At 46.3% G+C, this 24,485-nt stretch carries 18 protein-coding genes and 1 riboswitch; of the genes, 4 read left to right on the top strand and 14 right to left on the bottom strand.

Features of this window, described 5'->3' with window-relative positions; genetic code table 11:
- Positions 1-52: 52 nt before the first annotated feature.
- The 3 genes from KTR06_RS09670 (at position 53) to rseP (ending at position 3,658) form a co-directional block, all read left to right on the top strand.
- Complete coding sequence (locus KTR06_RS09670; protein WP_004317001.1) at positions 53-913, top strand: M23 family metallopeptidase; 861 nt, start codon at positions 53-55, stop codon at positions 911-913.
- Positions 914-1,010: 97 nt separating this feature from the next.
- Positions 1,011-2,180, top strand: coding sequence for a 1-deoxy-D-xylulose-5-phosphate reductoisomerase (locus KTR06_RS09665; protein ID WP_004317002.1), 1,170 nt, complete (start codon positions 1,011-1,013; stop codon positions 2,178-2,180).
- Between the two features lie 122 nt (positions 2,181-2,302).
- The gene (rseP, locus tag KTR06_RS09660) at positions 2,303-3,658 is read left to right on the top strand and encodes an RIP metalloprotease RseP (protein ID WP_151922284.1); all 1,356 of its coding nucleotides are present in this window, start codon (positions 2,303-2,305) and stop codon (positions 3,656-3,658) included.
- A gap of 108 nt (positions 3,659-3,766) precedes the next feature.
- Here the strand turns inward: rseP and KTR06_RS09655 are convergent, their stop codons facing one another.
- The 6 genes from KTR06_RS09655 to KTR06_RS09630 form a co-directional block, all read right to left on the bottom strand.
- A complete protein-coding gene (locus KTR06_RS09655) occupies positions 3,767-3,946 on the bottom strand; it encodes a hypothetical protein (RefSeq protein WP_151922283.1) in 180 nt (59 codons plus the stop codon).
- A gap of 21 nt (positions 3,947-3,967) precedes the next feature.
- Positions 3,968-5,371: an MFS transporter gene (locus tag KTR06_RS09650; RefSeq protein ID WP_151922282.1), complete on the bottom strand. Its 1,404-nt coding sequence runs from the start codon at positions 5,369-5,371 to the stop codon at positions 3,968-3,970.
- Between the two features lie 235 nt (positions 5,372-5,606).
- The gene (gene nrdG / locus KTR06_RS09645) at positions 5,607-6,065 is read right to left on the bottom strand and encodes an anaerobic ribonucleoside-triphosphate reductase activating protein (protein ID WP_151922281.1); all 459 of its coding nucleotides are present in this window, start codon (positions 6,063-6,065) and stop codon (positions 5,607-5,609) included.
- 194 nt (positions 6,066-6,259) lie between these two features.
- Positions 6,260-8,653: an anaerobic ribonucleoside triphosphate reductase gene (locus KTR06_RS09640; protein ID WP_004313429.1), complete on the bottom strand. Its 2,394-nt coding sequence runs from the start codon at positions 8,651-8,653 to the stop codon at positions 6,260-6,262.
- 31 nt (positions 8,654-8,684) lie between these two features.
- Positions 8,685-8,874: riboswitch (cobalamin riboswitch) on the bottom strand.
- 287 nt (positions 8,875-9,161) lie between these two features.
- Positions 9,162-10,022: an Rpn family recombination-promoting nuclease/putative transposase gene (locus tag KTR06_RS09635; protein WP_009038696.1), complete on the bottom strand. Its 861-nt coding sequence runs from the start codon at positions 10,020-10,022 to the stop codon at positions 9,162-9,164.
- Between the two features lie 581 nt (positions 10,023-10,603).
- Complete coding sequence (locus tag KTR06_RS09630) at positions 10,604-11,116, bottom strand: HU family DNA-binding protein (RefSeq protein WP_008018168.1); 513 nt, start codon at positions 11,114-11,116, stop codon at positions 10,604-10,606.
- 381 nt (positions 11,117-11,497) lie between these two features.
- Here KTR06_RS09630 and KTR06_RS09625 point away from each other — a divergent pair, with 381 nt between their 5' ends.
- Positions 11,498-11,770 carry a DUF4248 domain-containing protein gene (locus tag KTR06_RS09625; RefSeq protein ID WP_004314025.1) on the top strand — a complete coding sequence of 91 codons (273 nt, stop codon included), beginning with the start codon at positions 11,498-11,500 and terminating at the stop codon, positions 11,768-11,770.
- Positions 11,771-11,988: 218 nt separating this feature from the next.
- Here the strand turns inward: KTR06_RS09625 and KTR06_RS09620 are convergent, their stop codons facing one another.
- From KTR06_RS09620 to KTR06_RS09585, 8 genes are all read right to left on the bottom strand, one after another.
- Positions 11,989-12,507, bottom strand: a complete 519-nt coding sequence (locus KTR06_RS09620; protein ID WP_217290291.1) for a hypothetical protein — start codon at positions 12,505-12,507, stop codon at positions 11,989-11,991.
- Between the two features lie 20 nt (positions 12,508-12,527).
- Complete coding sequence (locus KTR06_RS09615) at positions 12,528-14,327, bottom strand: hypothetical protein (RefSeq protein ID WP_117809282.1); 1,800 nt, start codon at positions 14,325-14,327, stop codon at positions 12,528-12,530.
- A gap of 99 nt (positions 14,328-14,426) precedes the next feature.
- Positions 14,427-15,623: a hypothetical protein gene (locus tag KTR06_RS09610; RefSeq protein ID WP_217290290.1), complete on the bottom strand. Its 1,197-nt coding sequence runs from the start codon at positions 15,621-15,623 to the stop codon at positions 14,427-14,429.
- A gap of 259 nt (positions 15,624-15,882) precedes the next feature.
- Positions 15,883-17,058, bottom strand: a complete 1,176-nt coding sequence (locus tag KTR06_RS09605; RefSeq protein ID WP_217290289.1) for a BACON domain-containing protein — start codon at positions 17,056-17,058, stop codon at positions 15,883-15,885.
- Between the two features lies 1 nt (position 17,059).
- The gene (locus tag KTR06_RS09600; RefSeq protein WP_217290288.1) at positions 17,060-18,367 is read right to left on the bottom strand and encodes a DUF4302 domain-containing protein; all 1,308 of its coding nucleotides are present in this window, start codon (positions 18,365-18,367) and stop codon (positions 17,060-17,062) included.
- A 28-nt stretch (positions 18,368-18,395) separates the two neighbouring features.
- Positions 18,396-19,307 (bottom strand): putative zinc-binding metallopeptidase, encoded by a 912-nt coding sequence (locus KTR06_RS09595; protein WP_015531492.1) that lies wholly within the window; start codon positions 19,305-19,307, stop codon positions 18,396-18,398.
- Between the two features lie 20 nt (positions 19,308-19,327).
- On the bottom strand, positions 19,328-20,881 hold the full coding sequence (locus KTR06_RS09590) for a RagB/SusD family nutrient uptake outer membrane protein (RefSeq protein ID WP_217290287.1): 1,554 nt from the start codon (positions 20,879-20,881) through the stop codon (positions 19,328-19,330).
- A gap of 40 nt (positions 20,882-20,921) precedes the next feature.
- The gene (locus KTR06_RS09585; RefSeq protein WP_217290286.1) at positions 20,922-24,059 is read right to left on the bottom strand and encodes a SusC/RagA family TonB-linked outer membrane protein; all 3,138 of its coding nucleotides are present in this window, start codon (positions 24,057-24,059) and stop codon (positions 20,922-20,924) included.
- Between the last annotated feature and the right edge of the window lie 426 nt (positions 24,060-24,485).

Here is a 24,485-nt window from a genome sequence, read left to right as displayed (position 1 = left end):
CTCATCAACTGAAAATAGTAAATAGTAAATCGTAAAATAGTAAATATCCGAGATGCCAAAGAGAAGACGAAGTAAAGCTTTCTGGAAAAATTTCAAGTTCAAGTATAAACTAACGATCGTTAATGAAAATACACTTGAAGAAATTGTCGGACTTCGTGTATCCAAGCTCAATGGACTATCCGTTTTACTTTGCGTGCTGGCAGTGCTTTTCCTGATTGCTTCCTGCATCATTACTTTCACCCCGTTACGCAATTATCTTCCGGGATATATGAACAGTGAAGTCCGTACACAGATTGTAGACAATGCGCTGCGTGTAGACTCTTTGCAACAAGTGCTCAACAAGCAGAACCTCTACATCATGAATATTCAGGACATCTTCAGCGGGAAAGTGCCTATCGACAGCGTGCAAACGCTTGATTCGCTGACTGCTGCCCGTGAAGACACGTTGATGGAACGAACCAAGCGGGAAGAAGAATTCCGCCGCCAATATGAGGAGAATGAAAAATATAATCTGACCTCCATCACTTCCCAACCGGACGTGACCGGATTGATATTATACCGTCCGACACGAGGCATGGTGTCCGACCACTTCAATGCCGAAAAGAAACATTACGGCACTGACATTGCCGCCAATCCCAACGAAAGCGTACTGGCAACCATGGACGGAACCGTCATCCTTAGTACATACACCGCTGAAACCGGTTATCTGATTGGCGTGCAACACAACCAGGATTTAATTTCGATCTACAAACACTGCGGCTCTCTCCTGAAAAAGGAAGGTGAACGGGTGAAAGGAGGCGAAGCCATCGCCCTGGTAGGAAATAGCGGAACACTTAGTACAGGACCGCACCTGCACTTCGAACTTTGGTATAAAGGTCACCCGGTAAATCCGGAAAAATACATCGTTTTTTAAGTTATCAATGATGAATGATGAGATATGGCGAGTGATGAGATATAAGTGATAATCAGCGATGATATGTTTGTCAACAAAATAGGAAGAAATAGATAAAATGAATATAGAGACTAATAAAAAGAAAAAACAAATAGCTATCCTTGGCTCCACAGGTTCTATCGGGACGCAGGCTTTGCAAGTCATCGAAGAGCATCCCGACCTGTACGAAGCATACGCACTGACAGCCAACAATCGTGTGGAACTACTGATTGCCCAGGCACGGAAGTTCCAGCCGGAAGTGGTAGTGATAGCCAACGAAGAAAAGTATTCCGAACTGAAAGAAGCATTGAGCGACCTGCCTATCAAGGTGTATGCAGGGACCGACGCTATCTGTCAGATTGTGGAAGCGGGTCCTATTGATATGGTATTGACAGCCATGGTCGGTTATGCCGGACTGAAGCCGACAATCAACGCGATCCGTGCCAAGAAAGCGATTGCGTTGGCAAATAAAGAAACATTGGTAGTAGCAGGTGAACTGATTAACCAGCTGGCACAACAATATCGCACTCCGATTCTGCCGGTAGACTCTGAACACTCCGCCGTTTTTCAGTGTTTAGCGGGAGAAGTGGGCAATCCGATTGAGAAAGTGATATTGACTGCCTCCGGAGGTCCGTTCCGCACTTACACTTTGGAACAATTGAAGTCCGTGACTAAGACACAGGCCTTAAAACATCCCAATTGGGAAATGGGAGCAAAAATCACGATTGACTCTGCTTCTATGATGAATAAAGGTTTTGAAGTGATCGAAGCCAAATGGCTGTTCGGTGTTCAACCCAGTCAGATTGAGGTGGTTGTGCATCCGCAATCAGTCATTCACTCGATGGTGCAGTTTGAAGACGGAGCTGTAAAAGCACAGTTGGGCATGCCCGATATGCGCCTGCCCATCCAGTATGCATTCTCCTATCCCGACCGTATCAGTTCTTCTTTCGACAGGCTCGATTTCTCCAAATGCACGAACCTGACGTTTGAGCAACCCGACACGAAACGTTTCCGCAATCTGGCACTCGCTTACGAAGCGATGTATCGCGGAGGGAACATGCCTTGCATCGTTAATGCCGCCAATGAAGTAGTGGTAGCCTCTTTCCTGAAAGACGGCATCAGCTTCCTCGGCATGAGCGACGTGATAGAAAAAACAATGGAACGGGCCACCTTCATTGCCAACCCGACCTACGATGATTATGTGGCTACCGATGCGGAAGCAAGAAAGATAGCAGCAAGTCTGATATAATTCATTTCGTAGAGGAATAAAGAAAATAGAGAAATTGATTAGTATTAATATAAATTGAAAATAGCCTTTATCTTCTCTTTGGCAGAGAATCCAGTGAAGGCTTTAAATTGTAAATAGACTATATGGAAACATTTTTGATTCGTGCCCTGCAATTGATTATGAGCTTATCTTTGCTCGTTATCATTCATGAAGGCGGGCATTTTCTTTTTGCCCGTTTGTTTAAGGTGCGTGTAGAAAAATTCTGCTTATTTTTTGACCCCTGGTTCACCCTGTTTAAATTCAAGCCCAAGAAAAGTGACACAGAATATGCAGTAGGTTGGCTGCCATTGGGCGGTTATGTCAAGATAGCCGGTATGATTGACGAGTCGATGGATACCGAGCAGATGAAACAACCCGAACAACCGTGGGAGTTCCGTTCCAAACCGGCGTGGCAACGTCTGCTAATCATGGTGGGTGGCGTACTGTTCAACTTCCTGTTGGCCCTGTTCATCTACTCGATGATTCTATTTGCGTGGGGCGACCAATATATAAAGGTGCAGGAAGCTCCTCTCGGTATGGATTTCAACGAAACGGCCAAATCCATAGGTTTTCAGGACGGCGACATCCTTCTTTCTGCCGACGGCGTTCCTTTTGAACGTTATGACGGCGATATGTTGAGCCAGATTGCCGACGCCCGCGAAGTAAGCGTTATCCGCAACGGCGCGAAAGCCTCCGTTTATATCCCTGAAGACTTGATGCAACGTCTTCTGGCAGACAGCATCCGTTTTGCCTCCTACCGTTTCCCGTATGTGATAGACAGTGTGATGGTGAATTCTCCTGCCGCACAAGCAGGCATCCAACCGGGTGACAGCATTATCGCCCTGAACGGAACACCGATTTCTTTCTCCGACTTCAAAGAAGCGATGGCAGAACGTAAGAAAAACGCGGAAACCCTGCTCAAAGACAGCATAGATCCGCGCCTGATTACACTGACCTATGTGCGTGGCGGCGTAACCGACACATTGAATATGCGTGTAGATTCCGCCTACCTGATGGGTGTAACCGCCTGTCTCGTCACAGACCGCCTGCTCCCTATGGTGAAAAAAGAATATACTTTCTTCGAATCCTTCCCGGCAGGTGTCTCCCTCGGCGTAAAGACCCTGAAAGGATATGTAGGAAACATGAAATACCTCTTCTCGAAAGAAGGAGCCAAACAGCTAGGTGGCTTCGGAACGATCGGCAGCATCTTCCCTGCTACATGGGATTGGCACCAGTTCTGGTATATGACAGCCTTCCTTTCCATCATTCTGGCTTTCATGAATATCCTCCCTATCCCCGCATTGGACGGCGGCCACGTGCTCTTCCTCTTCTACGAGATGATAGCTCGCCGCAAACCGAGCGACAAATTTATGGAATACGCTCAAATGACTGGTATGATTCTACTCTTTGGTCTGTTGATATGGGCTAACTTCAACGATATTCTAAGGTTCTTCTTCTAACAGACCAAACGACAGAAGAAAGACATAAAAAACAATCCCGGATGAGAACAGGTATTCACTCCTCTCTCATCCGGGATGCTTTTTTATAGTTGCTTGCCTTTAAATCTTCTAAATCTTCAACATCTTCAACATCTTTTTTTCTCTTTCCAAATCCGTTTCATCCAACTTGGGTGAAGGCACTGTGCACGTTTTGATATAATCGCCCTCCTGACAGGTATAATTGTAGTACACCTCCAGTTCCGGAGTGAGCTCCGCTTTCGGCACCAGCCTCAGTTTATTTATTTCCAATTCGCCTGACTTTATCAGTTCTTATTTTCTTTTCAGAGTGGAAGGCTGCGATAGTCTCAAGCTGCTGACGATAGCCGCCACAACAGCAAATCCACTTCCTACCATAAGACAGACAGCCGTACTCCGGTCATGAGCGACAAAGCTGAAAAGCAATGCGACCAATGTTGTCCCGGTGGTCTGTCCCAGCAAGCGGGCCATTCCCAACATACCACTGGCTCCGCCCGAACGTTGCGTAGGAGCGGAAGAGATAATCGTACTGTTGTTCGGTGTCTGGAACAATCCGAAGCCTGCCCCACACAGCATCAAACGCAGTATGATACTAATATCGGACGACTCCGCAGTCAGACTGGAAAGCGAGAAAAGCCCGACAGCAAACAGAGCCATCCCGACACTTCCCAAGATACCGGGGTGGATGCGCTCGACAAGATATCCTGCCAACGGAGCCGTGACAAGCGTAGCCAACGGCCACGGTGTGAGTAGAAGTCCGGTCATGACTTCGCTGTGTCCCAAAGTGTTCTGGAGGAAAAAAGGCAAAGAAACCATCGCTGTCATTTGTGCTATGAAAGAACAGATGGAAGTCAGGATGGACAGCCAGAAAATCGGAATCCGCAGCAGATCAAGAGGGAGCAGCGGAGTGGTCTGCGTCAGTTGTCGGCGCACGTAGTAGGTACCGACCACTGCCAACACAATCAGTTGAATGAAAAGGAAGTCCATTTTCTCATGGTGGGCAAATCCGTCCAGCGTGTAAATGAGCAGACCGAAAGTGACCGCATTCGCAATGGCACTGATATAATCGAATTTACGTTTCGTACGCTCCTCCTGTCGTGGCAGGTGTTTGATGCCGAGAAGCAATGCAGTGAGTCCTAACGGCACATTGATGGCAAACAACCAGTGCCAACTGGCAATGGAAAGAATACCGCTCGCCACAGATGGTCCGGCGGCAGCCGATATAGCGACTACCATTGCATTAATCCCCATCCCCCGCCCGATCTGGCTCTTCGGATAGATGTAACGCAGCTGTGCCGTATTCACACTAGTGATGGCGGAAGCGCTGAACCCTTGAAAGATACGGGCAACCGTCAAAGTCCAAAACGAATCGGACAAGGCACAGATCAATGAAGTGACGCAAAACAATCCGATGCCCGAAAGAAAGACTTTCCGGTAACCGATGATTTCACCCAAAGCGGAAAAAGACAGTAGCGATATAACGATGGCCAGCTGATAGCCGTTGATAATCCAGGTGGTTACAGCGGGAGAAGTCCCAAAATCATGCGAAAGTGTAGGTAGTACGATATTGACGATGTTAATATCCAGTACTGACATACAAAGAGCGAAGCCGACAGACACCACCGCCCAAATACGTTTAGGCATTGGCAAGCCATCGGTCTCATCGTTTTTTTGAGTTGGATTTATTGATTGTACCATAAAAACTTATTCTTGTAAGTAGTCGTTTATTTCTTCACCATCAAGCAGACACAAACACAGACGCAAGCCCCACCGGCTACCAAAAAGCACCGCGTTACTCTGTGATGAAAAATGATTCACTTGGTTTCGTAAAGGTAAACAAAACAACGGTACAGGTGTTTTTGTTTCCTTTGAAAAATAAGTTTTTTTAGTGCTCAACTACTGGATTCAACTTACTCTAAATGTCGAATTACATTTACTTCAGCTTCAAAATCCGCTGATTACTGCTTCCCCTGAACTCCAGATATGGAGAGAAAAGAGCCTGTTCGAAGCGTCCGTCCACCAATACATCAATATAATCAAGAGCGGCACTCAAACGAGGCTGCGCCTTAATTTCTTCGTATGTGTATCCGGTGTAGCACCACACGTTCATCCCTGTTTCCTCTTTCACCCGTTTCAGCAAAAGCAGGAACGCTTCCGGATGAAAAAACGGATCACCGCCGGAAAAAGTAACGCCGTCCAACAAAGGATTCGCTTTGATTTCACGGATGATGGACCGTATTTTCTCCTCCGTCAGTTCTTCTCCTGCTCCCGGATTCCAACTCTCCGGGTTGTGGCAACCGGGACAATGATGGGAGCAGCCGGCAAGATAAATAGAAAACCTGATACCTTCACCGTCAACAATCGTTTCAGAATAAGTTCCTAGTAAATTCACTTCTTTAATAGCTAATGAAAAATGAAGATTTGAGAATGGATGATAACCATATAAATGTGGAATAAATACTCATTACAGAACAGTACAAGATGAGAGTAACGTGCTGCAAGTAATAACCGAATAATGGATAATGAACCGTAACGCTTTCATCAAGCACCGTTCATTATCCATTCATCAATTATCAAACATTTATTCTACAAATGTTTTACACGGTCCTTCTCTTCTGCCCGTTTGGCAGAGTTCCAAGAGCTTAAATCGCCCGTCAGATAACCGGTGATACGGCGCATACGGAGAATACTTTCACTCTGGCATACAGGGCATTTATCGAAGATAACCCCCTTGTAACCACAGTTATGACAAGTGTCTACCGGGTGATTGATAGAGCCGTATCCAATTCCTTCGTCGTGCATCACTTTCACAATCTTGGCGATGGCACGCACATTCTTCTGCGCTTCACCGTCCAGCTCCACATACGTGATGTGTCCGCCGCGTGTAATAGCGTGGAACGGAGCTTCACGCTTGATTTTCTCAACGATGCTGATCGGTTCTTTCACGTCTACGTGGAAAGAGTTGACATAATAGTCGCGATCTGTCACTCCGGGGATTTTTCCATATTTCCGGCGGTCCATTTTCGTGAAACGTCCCGAAAGTCCTTCGGCAGGAGTAGCCAGAACGGAGTAGTTCAGGTTATATTTCTCTTTATATTCGTCTACCACTTTATTCATTTCCATCACCGCTTCATACAGCGTGTCCCATGCTTTCTGGCTGTGTCCGTGACCTTGTCCGTAGAGAGCCACCATCGCGTTATGCCCGCCGATAAATCCGATCCCCAGTGTACCGCTGCGCAAGGCGTCTCCTACCTGTTCGTTCGGATTCAGTTCGCCACCGCCTTTCCACACATTATTTCCCATCATGAACGGGAACTGGCGTGCCAGGGCCGTACGCTGATACTGATAACGTTCGTAAAGCTGGTCGGCTACGAGCGCAGACATTTGGTGTACAGATTCGATGAAAATTTCTTTTGCTTTTTGTTCGATGGCGTCCTTGTTGCGTTCATCTTCTACCAGATTTTCCGCTTTGATACGGGCTTCGATAGCCAGTCTTGGCATATTCAGTGTGGTGAACGAAAGATTGCCACGTCCTAAAGAAGATTTTTCTCCGGCCACATTTTCAAAAACACGGGTACGGCAACCCATTGTTGCCAGTTCGTAAATGTAACGCTGCGGATCGTCGGCTTTCCATTTCTCGTTCTTGTTGAAAGGTGTGTCGAGGAACATGAAGTTCGGGAACAACGCTTTCGCAGTAGTCTGGCAAGCCTTTAATAACAAGTCGAAGTTGGGAGCCTCGTAACTGTCGGTCATTGCCTCTTCGATGTTCTCCGCTTTCATTGCTTTCTCAAAGTCTTTCTCCGAGTAAGAAACGCCGTCTTTCACCTTGAATATCTGGATGGGGAATACGGGCACTTCTCCTCTGGTGCCGAGGCCTTCAATGGTAGCTTTCAGCAGTTCTTCGATCACCATGCGGCCTTCGGCAGAAGTGTCCGTTCCGTAGTTGATGGAACTGAATACCACTTGGTTACCGCCACGAGAATGCATCGTGTTCAGGTTGTGGATGAATCCTTCCATTGCCTGATGTGTATCTTTACGGGTCTGCTGGTAGGCTTTTTCGACAATGCGGGCAAGGTGTTCCTTATCTATAATGATCTGTAAAGCGACCAGAGCGATGCGCAATGTTTCGCGTTCGGCCTCGGTGGACTTGATAGACGGAAGGTATTCTTTAATCAACGTGCGGATGGATTTTTCATCGGCCTGATTTCCGTTTTCCATAGCCACATAGAAGTTAATGAACGATGCCAGATGCTTGCGGAAAGATTTGGCCACTCCCTTTGCCATGAAGAAGTCGAAAGCCGGAATCGCCTGTCCGCCATGCTGCTCATTTTGGTTGGTCTGAAAGATGATGGTAGCCAGCGTAGCATAGCTTTGGATGCTTTGCGGGGTGCGGATGCTACCGTTCTTTGTGCGGAAACCGCGTTCAAAGAGGTCATCCATATCATATTGGATGCAGGTTGTCGTCTTTGTCGGATAATAATCCAGGTCGTGGATGTGAATGTCTCCCAACTGGTGCGCTTCGGCAAAACGTTTCGGCAACAAGTATTTATAGGTATAATCTTTAGTTACTTCGGAAGCGAACGTCATCATCTGTCCGGCAGGCGTGTGACTGCTCATGTTGGCGTTGCTCAAATTGACATCGTTCTTGTCGATAGCCACAATGCCGTCCATCACCTGTTTCATCTGGGTTTTCTTATCACGCTCCGTATTCCGCCATTCGCGATAGATGATGTATTTCTTCGCTACTTCCGGCCGCACTTTCATCAACGACTTTTCTACCAAGTCCTGAATCTCTTCTACGGTGATCGTGGGGGTAGCAAACTGACTGATAACATTCATGGTGATGTCAGCAACCAACTGCTGCTCATCCTGAATTCCACTTGCACTGAATGCTTTACTGATTGCATTCTTAATCTTACTGATAGAGAAATCTTCTCTTTTACCATCACGTTTGATGATACAAATTTCCGCGTAGTTCATAACTTTAACTCCCGAAAGCATTAATAAATTAAAAATAGAAAATCTCTTCGGCAGGTCTTCTGACTTATCCCTCCCCCGCAACACCTTCCCACACCGGCATCGATGCAGTGGCCTATTGTGCGGATTCTTAGAGAATTACAGCAGCGGGTACTGTCGCCGATTTGCACAGCGTTCCCTCATTGACTAAACCTCTTTTTAGTTCCGAAACCGGATACAAAGATAGGAGATTATATCATAGCTTGGTTAGCTTTTAACATTAAATTTCGGGAAACTATTCTTTCTCACTGATACAGAAAGTTTTCCAAAACGGAAAACTTTTTTCTGATTTTAACGTGGATAATATTCCAAATCCGTTTATTTCACCCAAAGACATATATAGTTTTTAGATACTTTACCCTTAGCGAAAAAAGGATGTGTTAAAAGTCTCCACAACTATCGTTTGCTTCATAAGTTATAGACTATTTTTTCACTTTCGACAAAACCTTTCTTTCCAATAGAATGAAAGAAATTATAATTTTTCTATTTCTTCTTTCGAAAGCCCGGTAGATTTCATAATAATATCGTCAGCCACACCTAATTCTTTCAAATTACGAGCTGTTTCTTCTTTACCTTTTTGCAAGCCTTTCTGTAATCCTTTTTGTAAGCCTTTTTGTAAGCCTTTCTGTTCAGCAAAGTCCAACGTATTAAAATAATCGTTATAAACTTTCCATTCTTCTTCATACTGGGCTCTTTCCTCCTGGGTCATATTTGCTTTGGAAGCCAACTTTTCAAGTCGCTCGAAGACGGCCTTGCGAGCCTTGAAAGGCATCCGGTCAAGTGTATCCATATGCTTTAGTATATAAATCCAGCGTTCAAAATCATTTTCACATTCATCCTCTTCTTTGTTGAAGTTCGGCAGTTCGATAAAAATCTGCCGGAACTTGTTGCTGAAGAGCTTCCCCGTATCCCTGTCAGAAAGAACGATGTCCGTTCTGATTTTAGAGGGCATATCCTTATCCATCACGAAATTCATGAAGAACACTCCGTACACGGCATCCAACTGGAAGTTCCAAACTCCCCTTTTCGCTTGCTGCGTAATGGCCCTAGAAAGATAGAAGAGGGCACGATCTTTAAAATAAGGCTGTTCCCGGTTCTGCATTTCTACGATAATACGTTCACCGGTATCGGTTACGCAATAGATGTCGTAGATAAGACCTCGTTCTGTTTTTACTTCCGGCGGCTGTTCGTTGTTAAGGAACCTGATGTCGGTGATTACGTGCTCGCCTACGAGCAAATCGTTCAAGAAGTCGATTAACAACTCCTTTTCTACCTCTCTGCCGAATAAAAACTTAAAGCCAAAATCGGTAAAGGGATTGATAAATCTTCCCATTATATGCTGTGTCTCAATTATAAAACAAAGATAGAGTTTTTTTGTTGAATACGGTCAAGAATAGAAGAAAATAAATGGATACAAAAAAGCTGCCTCATTCAGAAATATTTCTGTCTTAAAAAAAATATCATCAAAATTCTCATTTCCGCCATGTTTCCGAAAAAGTATTTTCGGAATACGAAAAAAGAAAAGCTGCCTCGTCCATTCGAGACAGCTTCTTTACTTGCTCCTTACTTATGTTTACTCTATGAGTTGCTACACGTTTTTTTACTTGTTCCGCGAGCTACGTGCAGACGGCACGTTCTATGTTTTTACGTCATTCCGTTTCATACCTTTTTTTTCAGGTATGCCAAGCCTTTTCCAGCTAGCTAATCCTTTTCTGCCTTGCCGTTTCTCCGGTGGCGGAAACGCAGAACTGCTTCAAGAATATCCAGCAACTTCTCCAATAATAGTCTCATCCGTTTTCTTTTTAAAAGTTAATAATCCGTTTTATGTCCGTTGGGATCCGTTTATATATCCGTTGGGATTTGACTGTCAACCGTCAACCGTCGGTCGTGTCCGGCTGACAGTCAAGTTACCGGTTAAGCTGCCGGGTCCGGCGCTTCTCCGCTTCCACCACCAGGTTTATTATCGTCATCCGGGTCTTTGTCAATGGCATCGTCGGCCACAAACGAACCCGCTACATCCTTGATGTGCACAAACTCCACTCCGGTGGTCAACGCACGGGTAGCACTTCCGTTGGCGGCACGAGTGTATTCGGGCGTAAACTGGCAACGCAATGAAGTGATCTGCGAACTGCTGACCTTATTTTCCAACTCTACCCCTTTCCCGTTTGCCTTGGCAATCATAGTAAACGTCCCCAAGCCTTCGAGGCGCACCGTGCGGCTATTGAGCAACTGTTCACGCATCACCGACATCAGGTTACGAATAACGTTATGAACATCACCCGCTGTCAGCGAGGCTTTTTCTGCAATCAATTCCGCCATTTTCTGCGTATTGACCATTTTCCCGAATTTCACCAGACGGGGATAATAAAGTTTCTGTCCTTCCTTGTTGGCAAGCGTTGCCTGATACGGTTTGTAAATTAATGGCATACTTTTTTCCTTTCTTCTTTTTAATGATTAATGAATAAATTCTATCTGTAACCGATTACGAAGGCAAAAGTATAGGAAAGGAAAAAAGCAAAGGAACACAATGTGACAACTCGTCACAAGAGACAACCCAAAGGCACAATTTCTACACAAGCTATGCCAACAGAGGCTTCTGTACAAAGCAGAACCACTTGGCATAAAAAAGCGTATCTTCGCATTCACACAGGATAAACTTAAAAGAAACAGATAAGTTCCTGTCACTGATTAATGGCTATTTTTTCAGGAGTAATCCGTGCCTAAATTATGATATAAACGAATTATGATATAAACTAATTATGATATAAACTAATTATGAACACCTACTAATAATAGAAAGTACCGACAATGAAAACAGAAACAACAGCAAGCTCCGTCAGCCCAAAAGAAATGCCGGAGACGGCAAACTCTACCCGCATACAGACTTACAGCAAAAGTCAGCTGGCCACACTTTATCTGCCTCACATACAGCCTGCCTCGGCACGCCGCACCCTCCGCAGTTGGATTGCCCAAAATACGGCATTACAAGCCGCACTCGCCCAAACCGGCTACAGCGAAAAGGCAATCTTACTTACTCCGGCTCAAGTTGGACTATTCTTCAAGTTTTTGGGAGAACCCTAAAAAACAAATACGGCACGGAAAGGAATGAAAATAGAGTGATTTAAATGGATATTTGCCATCGTAGTGTCCGAGCAGGATTTCCCTTCAGCCTACAAGTAATTTTTTAGACACGGATGACGCGGATTTTTAAAGCTGCACAGCTATTTAAAAATCCGCGTCCGTTATCCGCGTCTAAAAGATAAATTCATAACCGGGCAAAAATATCACCCGAAGCCGCTTTATTCCGAGGGTTCTTCTCCCGACGGTTTCATTAAATCGGCAGTGACCTCCGCTTTAAAACGGACACCGTCATGAAGCCGCAGATTCAGTTTGACAGTTATATTCGTTTCGCTGTTACGCTGCACATAAAACGTCCCTGTGACCTTTTTATACTGCGAGTAATAATAAATTGGATCTTCGTAGATAAAAACATACTGGTCGTTGTGATAGAGCGAAGAAGCATCCACCACCTGCCCTTCCCAATACAAATGAAGAGAAAAAACAAAATAAGTATCAGCCTTTCCTTCCTCCATCTTTTCCGGCGAAAGGACACAAGTTAAATAGTCCCCATCCACAGAAGCCACACCGGACACAATATTATTCGCCACTCCCCGAAAAAAATAAGTACCGATGGAAGGCACTTCCTCCACGCCCGGTCCGGGAGTTACCGAATCATTATCGTCGCTGCATCCGACGAAAGCCAACAGTAGCCCCGACAAAGCAAACAGGTTCAAATATTTCAGTAAAATTTTCTTCATGAATATACTTCATTTAATCATTATTCTATTACGGTCGTCGCCCCCTTATAGTAACCGGACAAGCTGCTATTATCGTACTGTACAATAGAGAAAATATTGAATGTCATTTCAATTTCACTCCCTTGAAGAGCCACAGAAGCATTGCCGCCTGCAGCCAAATGACCGTTCGTCGTATTAGCCTGATTATAAGTGACTCCTTCGTAGGCGATCGATATCTTCGCATTTTCCGCGCTACCGGAAAATCCGTGAACAGCTCCCTCCATCATGCTCTTCGGCACACGTACCACCGCATCCGCTGCCGACATTCCGGCTACGGTAGTGATACCTGCCTGCCGGGAAATATAAATAACGCAAATATCCACATCCGTCTTATCTACCACTACCGACTGGATAGTCACCGGAGTGCCGCCCGCCCCCAACTGATATTGATTCGGGATCGTCGTATCATATACTTTGAAAGTACCGTTGTAGTTGCCCGATATTTTAAGACTATTATCTCCCAAATATTTGAGGTCGAGCGTCAACGAGTATTCATTATCCGCCGATTTCGACACGCTGAATGTACCTGCCGCGTCTTCCAGATGTCCTTTAGAAACTTCGATTCTTTCTTCATCATACGGATTATAATAAGTAAACTCAAAAGCCAGATTCGTAGTTGTTATATCTACTTCCTGTCCGTCCAGTCCTGTATTCGGAACAAAAAGACGTACGTAATATGTATTTACATTATTCAGATCTGCAGCAGATGAAATCCCTGACGGAGTGAGATACAAGGCAACTCCTTCATTGGTCTTTTCATAAAAGGTAGCCTTGATGTCACGCGTATTTTCTCCATTCAAAGTCAAAATATTGGTAGTGCTTTGCTTTATATCAGTGTAACTACCTTCATAAGAGCCTTTGAACTTGTCACCCGAAAGCAACGTAAAGCTGAAGGTTATTTTCACGCTTTCATCTGTCTTTTCTACTTTGAGCTTACCAGCCGAACATAGTTCAGACCATCCGTAAGGATCTACTGCATCAATATCATCGGCTCCCAAGTTTGTCATATTATAGAAAGCATACTCCGCGTCTCCACTAGAGGTTATATCAATTTCTTGTCCGATCATTTCGGGAGTAATGGCCAGCATCAGATATTCGGCATCAGATATATCCTCTACCGTAGTCAACCCGGTCTCCGGGCTTAAATAAACATACTGGAAACCTCCCAGTGTGGTAGCGACAACCGACTTCAACGGGCGCACCTCGTCCCCAAAAGAATATTCACTCGGAAGCTTTTCCGGAGCTTTGTAAACGCAATCCGCCTCACCCGTAAATTTGCCGCCACTTTTCAGTGTAAAGTCGAAAACAGCTTTCACGGCCGATGTTTCATTTTCTCCCGGTACCATTGTCACGGTGATCTTTCCCTGCGTCAACACGTCTTCCCATCCATCAGGGCTAACGGCGACAATCGCCTCTCCGTCGGCATCCATGTAGTAAAACGCATAATTGTCGTTATCAGAATTACCTACCGTGACCGGAGTGCCTACCAGTTTTTTATCCACTCCCAACATTACATATTCCTTACCGCTGTTCATAAAGTCTTCCATCGTCTCCAAACTTTGCAACGGACTCATACATACGTATACAATACCTTCCTGTTCAAAGCAAGATACCGATTTCGCTTGTACCGTCTTATCTTTGTACGTATACGTATTAACCGTTTCCACCGGTTCCGGTTCAGGCTCCGGTTCAGGATCGGGTGCCGGATCATCGCTACTACATGCCATAAAACAACTCATGGCCAACATGAATAAGAAAAAGGAAATAAATCTAATTTTCATATCTTTCGTTTTTGGGGTTAATTATAAAATCGTATAATTGAAAAAACAATGCTATCGGACAGATAACGCCATCACCCAAATGAGGCGCTCCGTTCTGATTTACGGATGATAGCCGAACACATTGATGGGAGTATCCTGCGAAAAGGTGCTACGCACATGATGCGGGTGTGCTTTATCACAATCGATAAAGTCTATGGTCAGCGTATGTTTGTCACCGTCACGCACCACGGTCATCGTTCCGGCGTCTATACGTGCATATTCCTTCATGGTTCCGTTGGATATTTTCTCGTACCAGGTTCCTGCCGGATACGTAAATACATTGGGATAACCCGAAGCAATGCCTCCCGGTTTCAGGAATTCGCGCAGGATACCTTTCGATTCTTCGTCACGTGCCACTACTTTATACGTACCAGCCGGAATACCTTGTGTTACATCCGTAGCCCATTCTACAAAAAATTCCACCTTCAGCACTCTCCCGTTGCCCGTCGGCCATGTTTCGGCAAGACCTACCCCCTCTTCTGCCAAGTAGAGCTCGAGTACCCGGCACGATTCGTCTTGCAAATAATAAAAATCGGCCTTATCTTGCAGACGGACCTGCGCCCATTCGTTCAGAGTGAGATCGGCGTTCAGCGTAGAGTTCGGAATTTCTTCCGTACTTCCATGACGGTCGATAGTAGTCAATTTTCCCGTATAAGTGAAATAACGTTTGAGCGACAAGTCACCTACCAAAACGCCACTGATTGTATATTCGCCGTCGGCACTCCGTTTCACGGTCATTTTACCTCCGGAAAGCAAGTCGGCATCGACACTGGTGGAGTGTGCTTTCACATCACCGTAGAAAGAACCGGCAGGCACCTCCACTTTCCCGGTTGGCAGATCCATCTGGTTCATGTAGCCAAGGTTGAATGTCCATTCATTAAACGTGTATCCGTTCGGTGCCGCATCAAAGGTTCCTTCGGGAAGCGGAAACTCCGTGGTTCCGGAAGCAAACGGAGGAACGTTCAGGCTGAACGCCATTATCTTGCCCGGCCCTATCGGATTACCGGCAGCATCCACTTCCATATCCGTATAAAGAGTGAGTACAAAGTGATCCGTCCCCACTCCGTCTTCATCTCCCCAGTACACCAGGTTGGAGTTGATAAACTCTACGGTTTCAGGAGTCGGTTTTCCATTTTCTCCGCCGGTTTTTTCGCCCTCCGGATTTTCTGTGTCATTGTCGCTGCAAGCGGTCAACGCACATACAGACGCAACAGCGAACAGCCAGACACCTAATAAATTCATTAATTTTTTATCCATATAAGAGTTATTTTATATCGTTACAACATTAAAAAGAACTTCCGTAGTCCCCCTGGAGGCAATAAAAAAGGCGGAGTAATCCCGGGAAAAAAACTCCCGTTTTCCACACGGGTAGTCCTCCCCGCCTGTCATATATGTAAAGTTAAAATTAAGAGAGGGTTATTAACCTCTCATTCCGTTTCACAACGGTAGTTCTTTTCTTCATACATCTATTCCGGAAACGTTATATCCGGTTGATTCATAAGTTGCAAGTTTCCAACTATTTAAAGAGCGCAATGTCAGGGAAAAGAATATAGTCTTTCAATGCTGCCGTAGAAAACTGCTGTCCGTCGAACAATGCTATCGCAAGATAACACCCGCTCTCCGGCGCACCGGCTACATCCTGATAACTCATCCCGATAGAACCATCCTGATAAAGCACAGGAGCAAATCCGAAATTACCTTTCGCATAAATGTTGGAGGAAGCTGCTACGGAAAAGCCGTATAATGTTTGTAAAACGACATCCTCTTCCAGTGCTGTGTCATCAGCTGTCCTGTTCATTGCACTATTGGCTGTTTCATCCACCTCCTGCGTCAGAACAAAATCTTTCTGCGCTGCGCCGATAGGAACTACAAAAGCCCCATCCTCGTAGGTAGCCTGCAATGAAATCGTAGCCTTCGAAGGATCTTTCAAATACTGCGCCACCGGAGTGCCGGCTAACGACATTTTTAGCGTATATCCATCACCTTCCGCATCTTTCGTCACCTCCGTAGCCGAGAGACGATATGCCTTATCTATCTTTTTCGTATCCCATTTCACATAAATCTGGCTGTCCCTCCATGCTCCGAGCAAGTCACTCGCTTCATACTGGTAGACATAATAGAAAAACTTCCGTCCCTCATTCGTACTGACCATCAGTTGGCAGGCACGCGGATTTCCGGTTTTGTTCTCTTTCAGTACGAGCAGGAAGCCTTCCTCTTTCGAGGCTGTAGGGACTTCCACCCAATCGACTCCTTTCTGTATACTCACCTTGAAATCAAACGAACTGTTGACCCGCACCACAGTCTGTGAAGGAGCATTTCCGAGCCGCAACACCTGTTGGTCGGTATCGGGCGCAAAAATATTACCAGCCTGTGTCACCACAATCTTCTGTTCGTTGCTACCATCGCTTACGGTCACTTGCGTGGCACGTGACACATATTCATAATTAGCCCTGGCGAGTAATGTGATTTTCTCGTTTGTCACTTCGATCACCCTGCACCAGTCCGCACCGGAAACAGCCGTCAGTTCTCCGGCAGCCTGCAAAGCCACTTCCACCGTTCCACCGCCGGCAACCAGATCGACATCCGTGTCCACAATGCGGAAGCCCTGCGGCGTTTCATCGTTTTCCGTGCCGCACGCTGTCATCAGCAGGCAGCATACGGATACTACTATCATAAATAACTTGTTCATCATACTATTCTTCTATTGTTTTTTTTACCAATCTGATTGACGCAACTGCATCCGTGTATCCGATGAAAGCTGCGTCCTCCTCCTGCGAGTTGTACACTCCGAAGATGAATCCGGAAACTTCCCCCATCCAGACTCCATTGTCCACCAGGTAAATGCCGTTAGTGGTAGCATAGCTAATCAGTCCGATAGACTTATTGCGGAGCACATAATCGTTCATTACGTCCCACATAGCCAGATAAACATATCCGCCCTGTACCTTTTCGAGAAGTTGCGGAGAGACGGAAAGTCCGCCACGCGGCTTGTCATACATCACCAGAATATCATATTCCAACCCTTTGAGCCAGTAACTCTTCCCGTCTTCGTTCTTCAATAGCCGGACTTCCTGCGAGGCCACTTCCAGTTGTCCCGTTTCATCGTTCAGGCGGTAAAAATCCATCTGATAAGTGCCCGGATAATAATCATAGCTTTGATACCCGGCAGTGTAGACACCCGCCAGTTTGACTCCCGTAGCCCCTTCGTCGGTACAGACAAAGCTGATAAGCTCGTTCTTCCAGACAAAATTCTGCATCGTCTGCCCGTCTATCGTTACCGGTTCATGGAAACGTAGTCCGTCGGCGGTAAACATAAAAGGCACGGTTTTCTGATGCACTTTTCCTATTTCGTCGTAATAAGTCACGATAAACGTATAGTTGCTGCGAATCATTTGTCCTGTGTAGAGTCCGTCCATCAGTAAATCATATTCATAAAAGAAAGCATCGTCCTCCACCTTCTTAATTTTGGTGAGATATTGCTTCCACGTCTGGTCTTCGGTAAGTGCCTTCATCACAATCCGGTTGCCGTATTTTTTGCCTTTCAGTTCGATACGCTCGGCAGAAGCACTCGAAATAATAAATTCGTAGTCGCCTCCGAGCGTCCCGTTCGGGTCGTCAGACATACTTCCCTGCGGCTGCCCGAAATAATGCACCAGATAATTATAGGTATCGAATGACAACATCGTCGCCTGTTCCGACTTAACGCTATAGAGCGAACTGACCGTCTCATCTGCTTCCGACATCTGCGAAGCCATTGTCACCCGCTGACCATCAAACCTGCAAAGCAGGGTGATGCCTCCAAGCGAATAATCCTTGCCGATGTAATATTCCATCACCCAGCCATTCGGAGCCGCTTTCAAAAGTTCGCTGCACCGGTTCACATCGGCTGTGGCACGGTTGGCAGACGAATCGTCAAAGTAGTTCTCCTCCTGAAAGAGACATGACTGCAAGCCCAGGCAGGCAAGAGCTAACAAGAGGTATATTGTTATATTCTTCTTCATAGTGATAATGTATAATTAAAATTCATACTCATTGAATCGTACTCAAGTCAATTTCGGTAATTTCCTGCTGACGACGCAGTACGATTTTGCGCAGTTCGTTGAGGTCGATTCCCCAAGTATCCCGCATATAGTTGTAAACAATAGCAAACTTTTTATTGATAGTGGCTGCACCCGTTTCTCCGGCAGCCCTCAACATATTATCCCAGTAGGTCTGCGTGTGGGTGACGTACATGGCTATGTTTTCCACGAAATCCTCGTTCGCCTGATTCATGGCATAGGCGGTCACGAAGCCGTCGGGCCACGCTATATCGTTTGTACGGGGCATGGCTCCCTCTGCAGTCATGTAGTAGTACCAGTCGGCTCCCACATATTTCCCCTCCGAGATCCGGTTGAAAGAAGGGTCGAAGTTCCGTTTCTGGTGCAGGATATGAGCGAACTCATGGTGCATCGTTTCAAAGTAATAGTTGTTCAGTTTTTCGATATTGATTTTCTTCACGTTGAGGTCGTTCACGTTGTAAAGCGTGATTTTCTTTCCGCCTTCTGCCGTACCGAGTACCATATTCCCGCTACTTTCGTAAGCAGGCGATCCGATGAGATGAAAGGTTTTAGGCACATATACGCGGAGAAAATCGATTCCAGCCAGTTCTACATAAGCGTCCATCCAGACGTGCTTGATGATTTTGGACAGTGCCACCGCTTTATCATAATCGGCAGGTACAAGATTGTATTTATGGTCGCTTTCGATGTCCTTCATGCGATACATGAAATCGATGTTGTAGGGATATGTGTAGTTGTCGAGCAACCAATCGTCGAAAGCGTTCCTCTCCACCGGCTCGGTGGAGAAAATGCTGTGCGCAGTATCTATTTCGTCGTCATTGTTGCAAGCTCCCAGGCAGACTGCGGTAAGGGCAAGCAAAAAATAAATGAGCTGTTTTTTCATAACTTCCACTTTTTTCTTTGTTAATTTCTTCTCGGGTTGGGTTGTATACCCGCCACGATCACACTCCTCGGAATCTGGATTGCATAACGCAAGTCGTTCGGAGGCATTTCGTCGGTGACACGCTGGTTGGCCATGTCACGGCGATAAATCAGGATGCCATATCGCTTGATGTCGGGCCAGCGCATCCCTTCGTGCAGGGTGGTGATACGACGGATATGCAGAATACAATGGATGAAGTTTTCCTGCATTCCCTCTTCAATCGTAAAGTCGGGGGCCAGTTTCTTTTTCGGTGTTTGTTGCGTGAAGGGAGTATAAAAACTCATCCTATCATAATAGGTGTTGATCTGTTCGGGTGTCAGCACCGATTTGTTGCGGGTATAGGCACGTTGCCAACTCGTGATGTCGGCTGCCGACTGGGCATACATTTTCTTCAGCGCGTATGCTTCGGCACGACAAAGCAAGGTTTCGTCCGTAGAAAACAAAACCGGCATATAATAAAGGTATGTGCCCTCATAAAGCCCGCTCTTGCGCAGGATACTGGCAACAAACCCGTTGGTGGAGAAAGGTTTCAGATAGAAATAATCCGAACTGCCCCACAATCCTGAAGACAGACAGGTTTCGCTGGTAGCGAGCGTCTGGTTGTGGAAGTAACGCGGACCTATCAGATAGTCACTCCCGATTGCTCCCCAGTTGGAAACGGTGCTGCTTATCAACAGGTTGGCTTCATTGGAAGAGGCGATATAGGCATCTGCCTGCACGTTTCCGTTCACGGAAAGATTACCCAACGCTTCCCAGTTGCGCAGCAGATCGGCAGGATTAGTCCCCAATACACGGGTGGCAAAATCAATCACACGGTCGCAATTGGAAAAATCGGGCTTCATATAATAAAGGTAGAAACGGGCGGCAAAGGCATAAGCGGCTTTACGGGTAAAGTGATATTTGGGTACAGAGTAGCTGTCGTCCGAAATCAAGTCGATCCCTTCGAGGAGGTCGCGTTCCACTTTCCGGTACACTTCTTCTAACGTGCCCCGCTCGTAACGGGGAGATACGGTGGTTTCCACCTCTTCCATATATGGCACTCCTAAAGATTGGGAGGCATGAGTGTCGTAGGCGTTGCAGAAAATATTCGCCAACATGAAATGGCAGTAGGCACGGCACACGAGCGCTTCACCTCTCTGCGGGTCGAGTGACGCCGGATTTCCTTTTTCTTCGATGGCATCGAGCGCCATATTGGCGGCGGCTATTGCGCTGTAGTAACTTCCCCAAAGAGAATTGGGCGTGTCCTGATATTCTTCCTTGGTATCTTGCCAGTGGTAGCACTCTTGTTCGGAAAGCTTGTAGTAACCGTAGGTAGGGCCACTGTCATCGGAGTTATCGCTGTAAAGCTCGAATAGTTCGTTGGGCGACGCGTCGGCATACGCCGATACAAGCAGTTTGGCTATTTTCTGGTCGGTGTTCAACTCCGTACGGTTGTCCGGCATTTCATCCAGAAAGCCGTTGCAGGAGACGGTGGTCAGGCTTAAACTTGCGGTCAGTACCAGTGCAGGGAGTATATGATTGTTTTTTTTCTTCATCTCTCGTATATTTTTTTAGGTTGATTCTCTGATTCTTTACTTATAGTCCCAGGCGCAGGGTGAGGGTGAACTGGCGGGGTACGGGCGATGCTACACCGCCGGTATTCACAAATTCCGGGTCCTGCCCGTTTAGTTTCTTGTCGGCATAAATCAGGAAGAGGTTGGTGGCCTGCAACTTGAGCGACAAGTTGGAGATTTTGGCAGGAGCAATCCAGCTTTTCGGGAACTCATACATCAGTGATATTTCCTTCATACGGATGAAATCGCCTTTGGCAATACGCTCCGTAGAGTAGTTGTAAGCATTGTAAGCAAGATAGAGCGAGGTATTCGCCTGATATTGCGGGTCGCTTATAATCACTGGTATATTGGTTTTCGCCTCATCGCCGGAGACCGTCCAACGATTCTTAAACTCACGCGGCATGGCGGTGAGGTCGGAGTATTTATAGTTGAACACAGGGTCCAGTCGAACTACGTTGCCGAAAGAATAGGTCATAAAGACATTCAGTTTGAAGCCTTTGTAAGTGAATACGTTACCGAAACTTCCTGTGACAGTAGGGTCGGTAGGACCTTCATATTTCAGATAATCAAGTTTCTCCCGTTCCTGAAAGTTGACACCGGTAGTGGTCAGTTTTCCGTCAATCAGATACTGTGGAATACCGTCCGCGTCGAGCCCTGCAAAAGGGATGGAAAACAGTCCGCGCACGGGATAGCCTTCACGGGCGAAACCGTTGCCGGATACCAGTTCCATCATGCTGGTGAGTCCTTTCAGTTGGGTCACTTCATTTTTGGCGTAGGAGAAGATAAAGTCCGTATTCCACGAAAAATCTTTCGTGCGAATGTTGCGGGTGGAAAGGGTGAACTCCACACCGTGGGATTTCATCGTGGCTACGTTGGCGTATTTGTTGATGAAACCGCCTACTCCCTGCGTGGGAACTACACCGATCAGGTCATAGTTGTTGCGCTGATACCAGTCGGCAGAGAAGTTGATCCGGTTTTCGAGCAGACCGAGGTCGATGCCGATGTTCAGTTCATGCTTTTTCTCGTAGGTGAGTTCGCTGTTCTCGATGTCCTCGATGTAAAGTCCCGTTTCCTGGATATCGGTAAAAGGACGATAGGGAGAGAAACTGCGGATGATGGCTTGCGAATTGGTTACTTCCGCCGGACCGCGATCGGCGGTAAGAGAGTAAGAAGCTTTCAGAGTCAGGTTGGAAAGAGTGGGTTGGAGCACTTTGAAAAAAGCTTCCTCATGCACGTTCCACGCACCGGACAAGTTCCACGTGGGCAGCCAGCGTGACGAACGGCTGCGCCCCATGCGGTTGGTTCCTTCATAACGAAAAGTTCCGTTGAGCGTGTAACGGCCGTCATAAGAATAGGTGGCGTTGAGAAAGCTCGCAATGCTACGGGTTTCGGAGTGCCCCAGACTGTAATAACGCGAACCGGACTCTATTCCGTTCTTGAAAAACTGATAGACGTAGGAAGGAATTTCCCCCATCGAATATTGCATTCCCCAGCCCTGAAAGGAAGAATATGCCTTTTTAAGACTGTTCACTTCCATACCGGCAAAGAAGTTAGTGATGTGTTTTTCGGCAAAAAGGTGATTCCATGAGAGGGTTCCGCGGAAATCGAGCCCCAACATACGGCGGTCCTGGCGCTGGTAGATTCCCCCCTCGGGCAGCAGGGTGATAGGCAGGGCGTATGGATTGTCGGGGTCTTTATAAAGCAATCCGTTTTGTTCGCGGATGGTGGCGTCGTCCATACCGGTACGGTAGGCAACGGCTTGGTTGGCATCGTCGAGCACGTTGTGTTCCTGCGACGAGGTCTGGTATCTCACAGCTCCGAGGGCACTTAATTCAAGTCCTTGAATCACTTTCCATTTCAGCTCGCCTTGAAATTTCACATCTACCATGTTGATTTCGATGTAGTTATTATCCAGTTCGTGAAGAATGTTGAATGGAGCGTAGTTGCTGATATAATCCGCAGACGGGTCGAGCGTACGGCTCGTATTGAGCGCGTAAGAATAAGGGTTGATATCGAATCCGCGTGACATCTTTCCGGAAGCGATGTCGAGGGTAGAGCTCATCGTTCCCGGTGCGTTTTGCTGACGGTAGGAAGCGTTAGAAATCAGGTTGATCGACAGGTTTTTATAAAGATTATAGGTGGTGTTTACATTGGCTGTGTAACGCTTCACTTTGCTCTGCTTGTACCAGCCCGGATCGAGCATAGCGCTCAACGAGGCATAGAAGGATGATTTTTCCGTTCCGGCGGTGACGCTGACGGAATGATTCTGCGAAATGGCATTGGTGAAAAGCACGTCGAACCAGTCGGTGTTACGCATTTCCGCTTCACGGAGATAAGCATTGCGGGATTCGGGGGTGTTGAGAAGTCCGCGCTGGCCGTTGCTGTTATTATACTCGTCGATGAGACGATACATACGACCGTACACTCCCGTGTCTTTGGTACGGAAAAGGTCGGCACTGTTCAGCCAGCCTTTCTGCTCCATCTCTTTATAGATACCCATCTGTTCCTGCGAATTCATGATATTGAATTCTTTGTAACTGGGTATGGCACGGGTGGTAAACTCACCGGTATAACTGATTTTGCTGACTCCGGCACGGCCTTTTTTGGTGGTGACCACAATCACGCCTGCCATCGCACGTGCACCGTAAATGGAAGTCGCCGATCCGTCTTTCAATATCTGAAAGCTCTCGATGTCGTCGGAATTCAGCCCGGCTATGGCGGAACTGATTAATGTCTCCGCATCACCGGAGGAAAGATCGTCGGGACCTACGTCGATGGCATCTTCAAGAATCACTCCGTCTACTACCCAAAGGGGCTTGGAACTTCCGTAAATGGAAGTAGCACCGCGCACACGAATCTTAGGAGCGGTACCGAAAGTACCCGAAACGTTCTGAACGGAAACTCCTGCCGCACGACCTTCCAAGCCGCGACTGATGTCGGGCAGACCGTCCAGTTTCACATTATCGGCATCCAATTGTTTGGTGGCTCCCGTAAACAGGCGTTTGTCCATCTTTTGCATACCGGTCACCACCACTTCCTGCAATACTTCGGAGTCGGATTTCATCATCACCTTGATTGTCCCCGGCTTAATAGGAACATCCTGCGGCTTCATGCCGACATAGGTGATTCGCAAAGTTCTTGATGAACTTATACGTTTCATAGCCCATTCCTCCGCAAATATCTAAATATAAAGTCTTTAATAAACATAAAAAAGAAGATACCTAAAGAGAATACAAGCAAACAAATGCGGAACTATAAGATAAAAATAATCTTCTTTTTTTGCCTTTAATCTACTTTTTTCGTCTTTTACCGGTTTACTGAAGAGGTAGAAAATATCTTTTATATAATGACCTTTCCAGTTCCCAAATAGCTTTTATCCTGAACTCCAAGTGACAATATAAAAGATAACGGTCACGAAATTCATAATCTTCCCGAAAACTATCCTTTTTCTACCGATAGATGCTAATTAATGATTTTTCATGTGTTATTAAACATCTTATCAGGCTATTTTATCACATTTAAATATCAAAAAGAAACTTCTTTTGAATTATCAACCATCACAAAGGCATAGAAATTCACTTTTACA

The organism is Bacteroides sp. MSK.20.12 (assembly GCF_019052435.1).
Taxonomy (GTDB): Bacteria; Bacteroidota; Bacteroidia; order Bacteroidales; family Bacteroidaceae; genus Bacteroides; species Bacteroides xylanisolvens.
Note: the sequence above shows the minus strand (reverse complement) of the source record. Positions and strands in the feature narration are given on the sequence as shown.

Excerpts from the sequence above, each read along its gene's own strand:
- KTR06_RS09670 (WP_004317001.1), top strand. The coding sequence starts at position 53 with ATGCCAAAGAGAAGACGAAGTAAAGCTTTCTGGAAAAATTTCAAGTTC.
- KTR06_RS09665 (WP_004317002.1), top strand. The coding sequence starts at position 1,011 with ATGAATATAGAGACTAATAAAAAGAAAAAACAAATAGCTATCCTTGGC.
- rseP (WP_151922284.1), top strand. The coding sequence starts at position 2,303 with ATGGAAACATTTTTGATTCGTGCCCTGCAATTGATTATGAGCTTATCT.
- KTR06_RS09650 (WP_151922282.1), bottom strand. The coding sequence starts at position 5,371 with ATGGTACAATCAATAAATCCAACTCAAAAAAACGATGAGACCGATGGC.
- KTR06_RS09640 (WP_004313429.1), bottom strand. The coding sequence starts at position 8,653 with ATGAACTACGCGGAAATTTGTATCATCAAACGTGATGGTAAAAGAGAA.
- KTR06_RS09635 (WP_009038696.1), bottom strand. The coding sequence starts at position 10,022 with ATGGGAAGATTTATCAATCCCTTTACCGATTTTGGCTTTAAGTTTTTA.
- KTR06_RS09630 (WP_008018168.1), bottom strand. The coding sequence starts at position 11,116 with ATGCCATTAATTTACAAACCGTATCAGGCAACGCTTGCCAACAAGGAA.
- KTR06_RS09625 (WP_004314025.1), top strand. The coding sequence starts at position 11,498 with ATGAAAACAGAAACAACAGCAAGCTCCGTCAGCCCAAAAGAAATGCCG.
- KTR06_RS09620 (WP_217290291.1), bottom strand. The coding sequence starts at position 12,507 with ATGAAGAAAATTTTACTGAAATATTTGAACCTGTTTGCTTTGTCGGGG.
- KTR06_RS09615 (WP_117809282.1), bottom strand. The coding sequence starts at position 14,327 with ATGAAAATTAGATTTATTTCCTTTTTCTTATTCATGTTGGCCATGAGT.
- KTR06_RS09610 (WP_217290290.1), bottom strand. The coding sequence starts at position 15,623 with ATGGATAAAAAATTAATGAATTTATTAGGTGTCTGGCTGTTCGCTGTT.
- KTR06_RS09605 (WP_217290289.1), bottom strand. The coding sequence starts at position 17,058 with ATGATGAACAAGTTATTTATGATAGTAGTATCCGTATGCTGCCTGCTG.
- KTR06_RS09600 (WP_217290288.1), bottom strand. The coding sequence starts at position 18,367 with ATGAAGAAGAATATAACAATATACCTCTTGTTAGCTCTTGCCTGCCTG.
- KTR06_RS09595 (WP_015531492.1), bottom strand. The coding sequence starts at position 19,307 with ATGAAAAAACAGCTCATTTATTTTTTGCTTGCCCTTACCGCAGTCTGC.
- KTR06_RS09590 (WP_217290287.1), bottom strand. The coding sequence starts at position 20,881 with ATGAAGAAAAAAAACAATCATATACTCCCTGCACTGGTACTGACCGCA.
- KTR06_RS09585 (WP_217290286.1), bottom strand. The coding sequence starts at position 24,059 with ATGAAACGTATAAGTTCATCAAGAACTTTGCGAATCACCTATGTCGGC.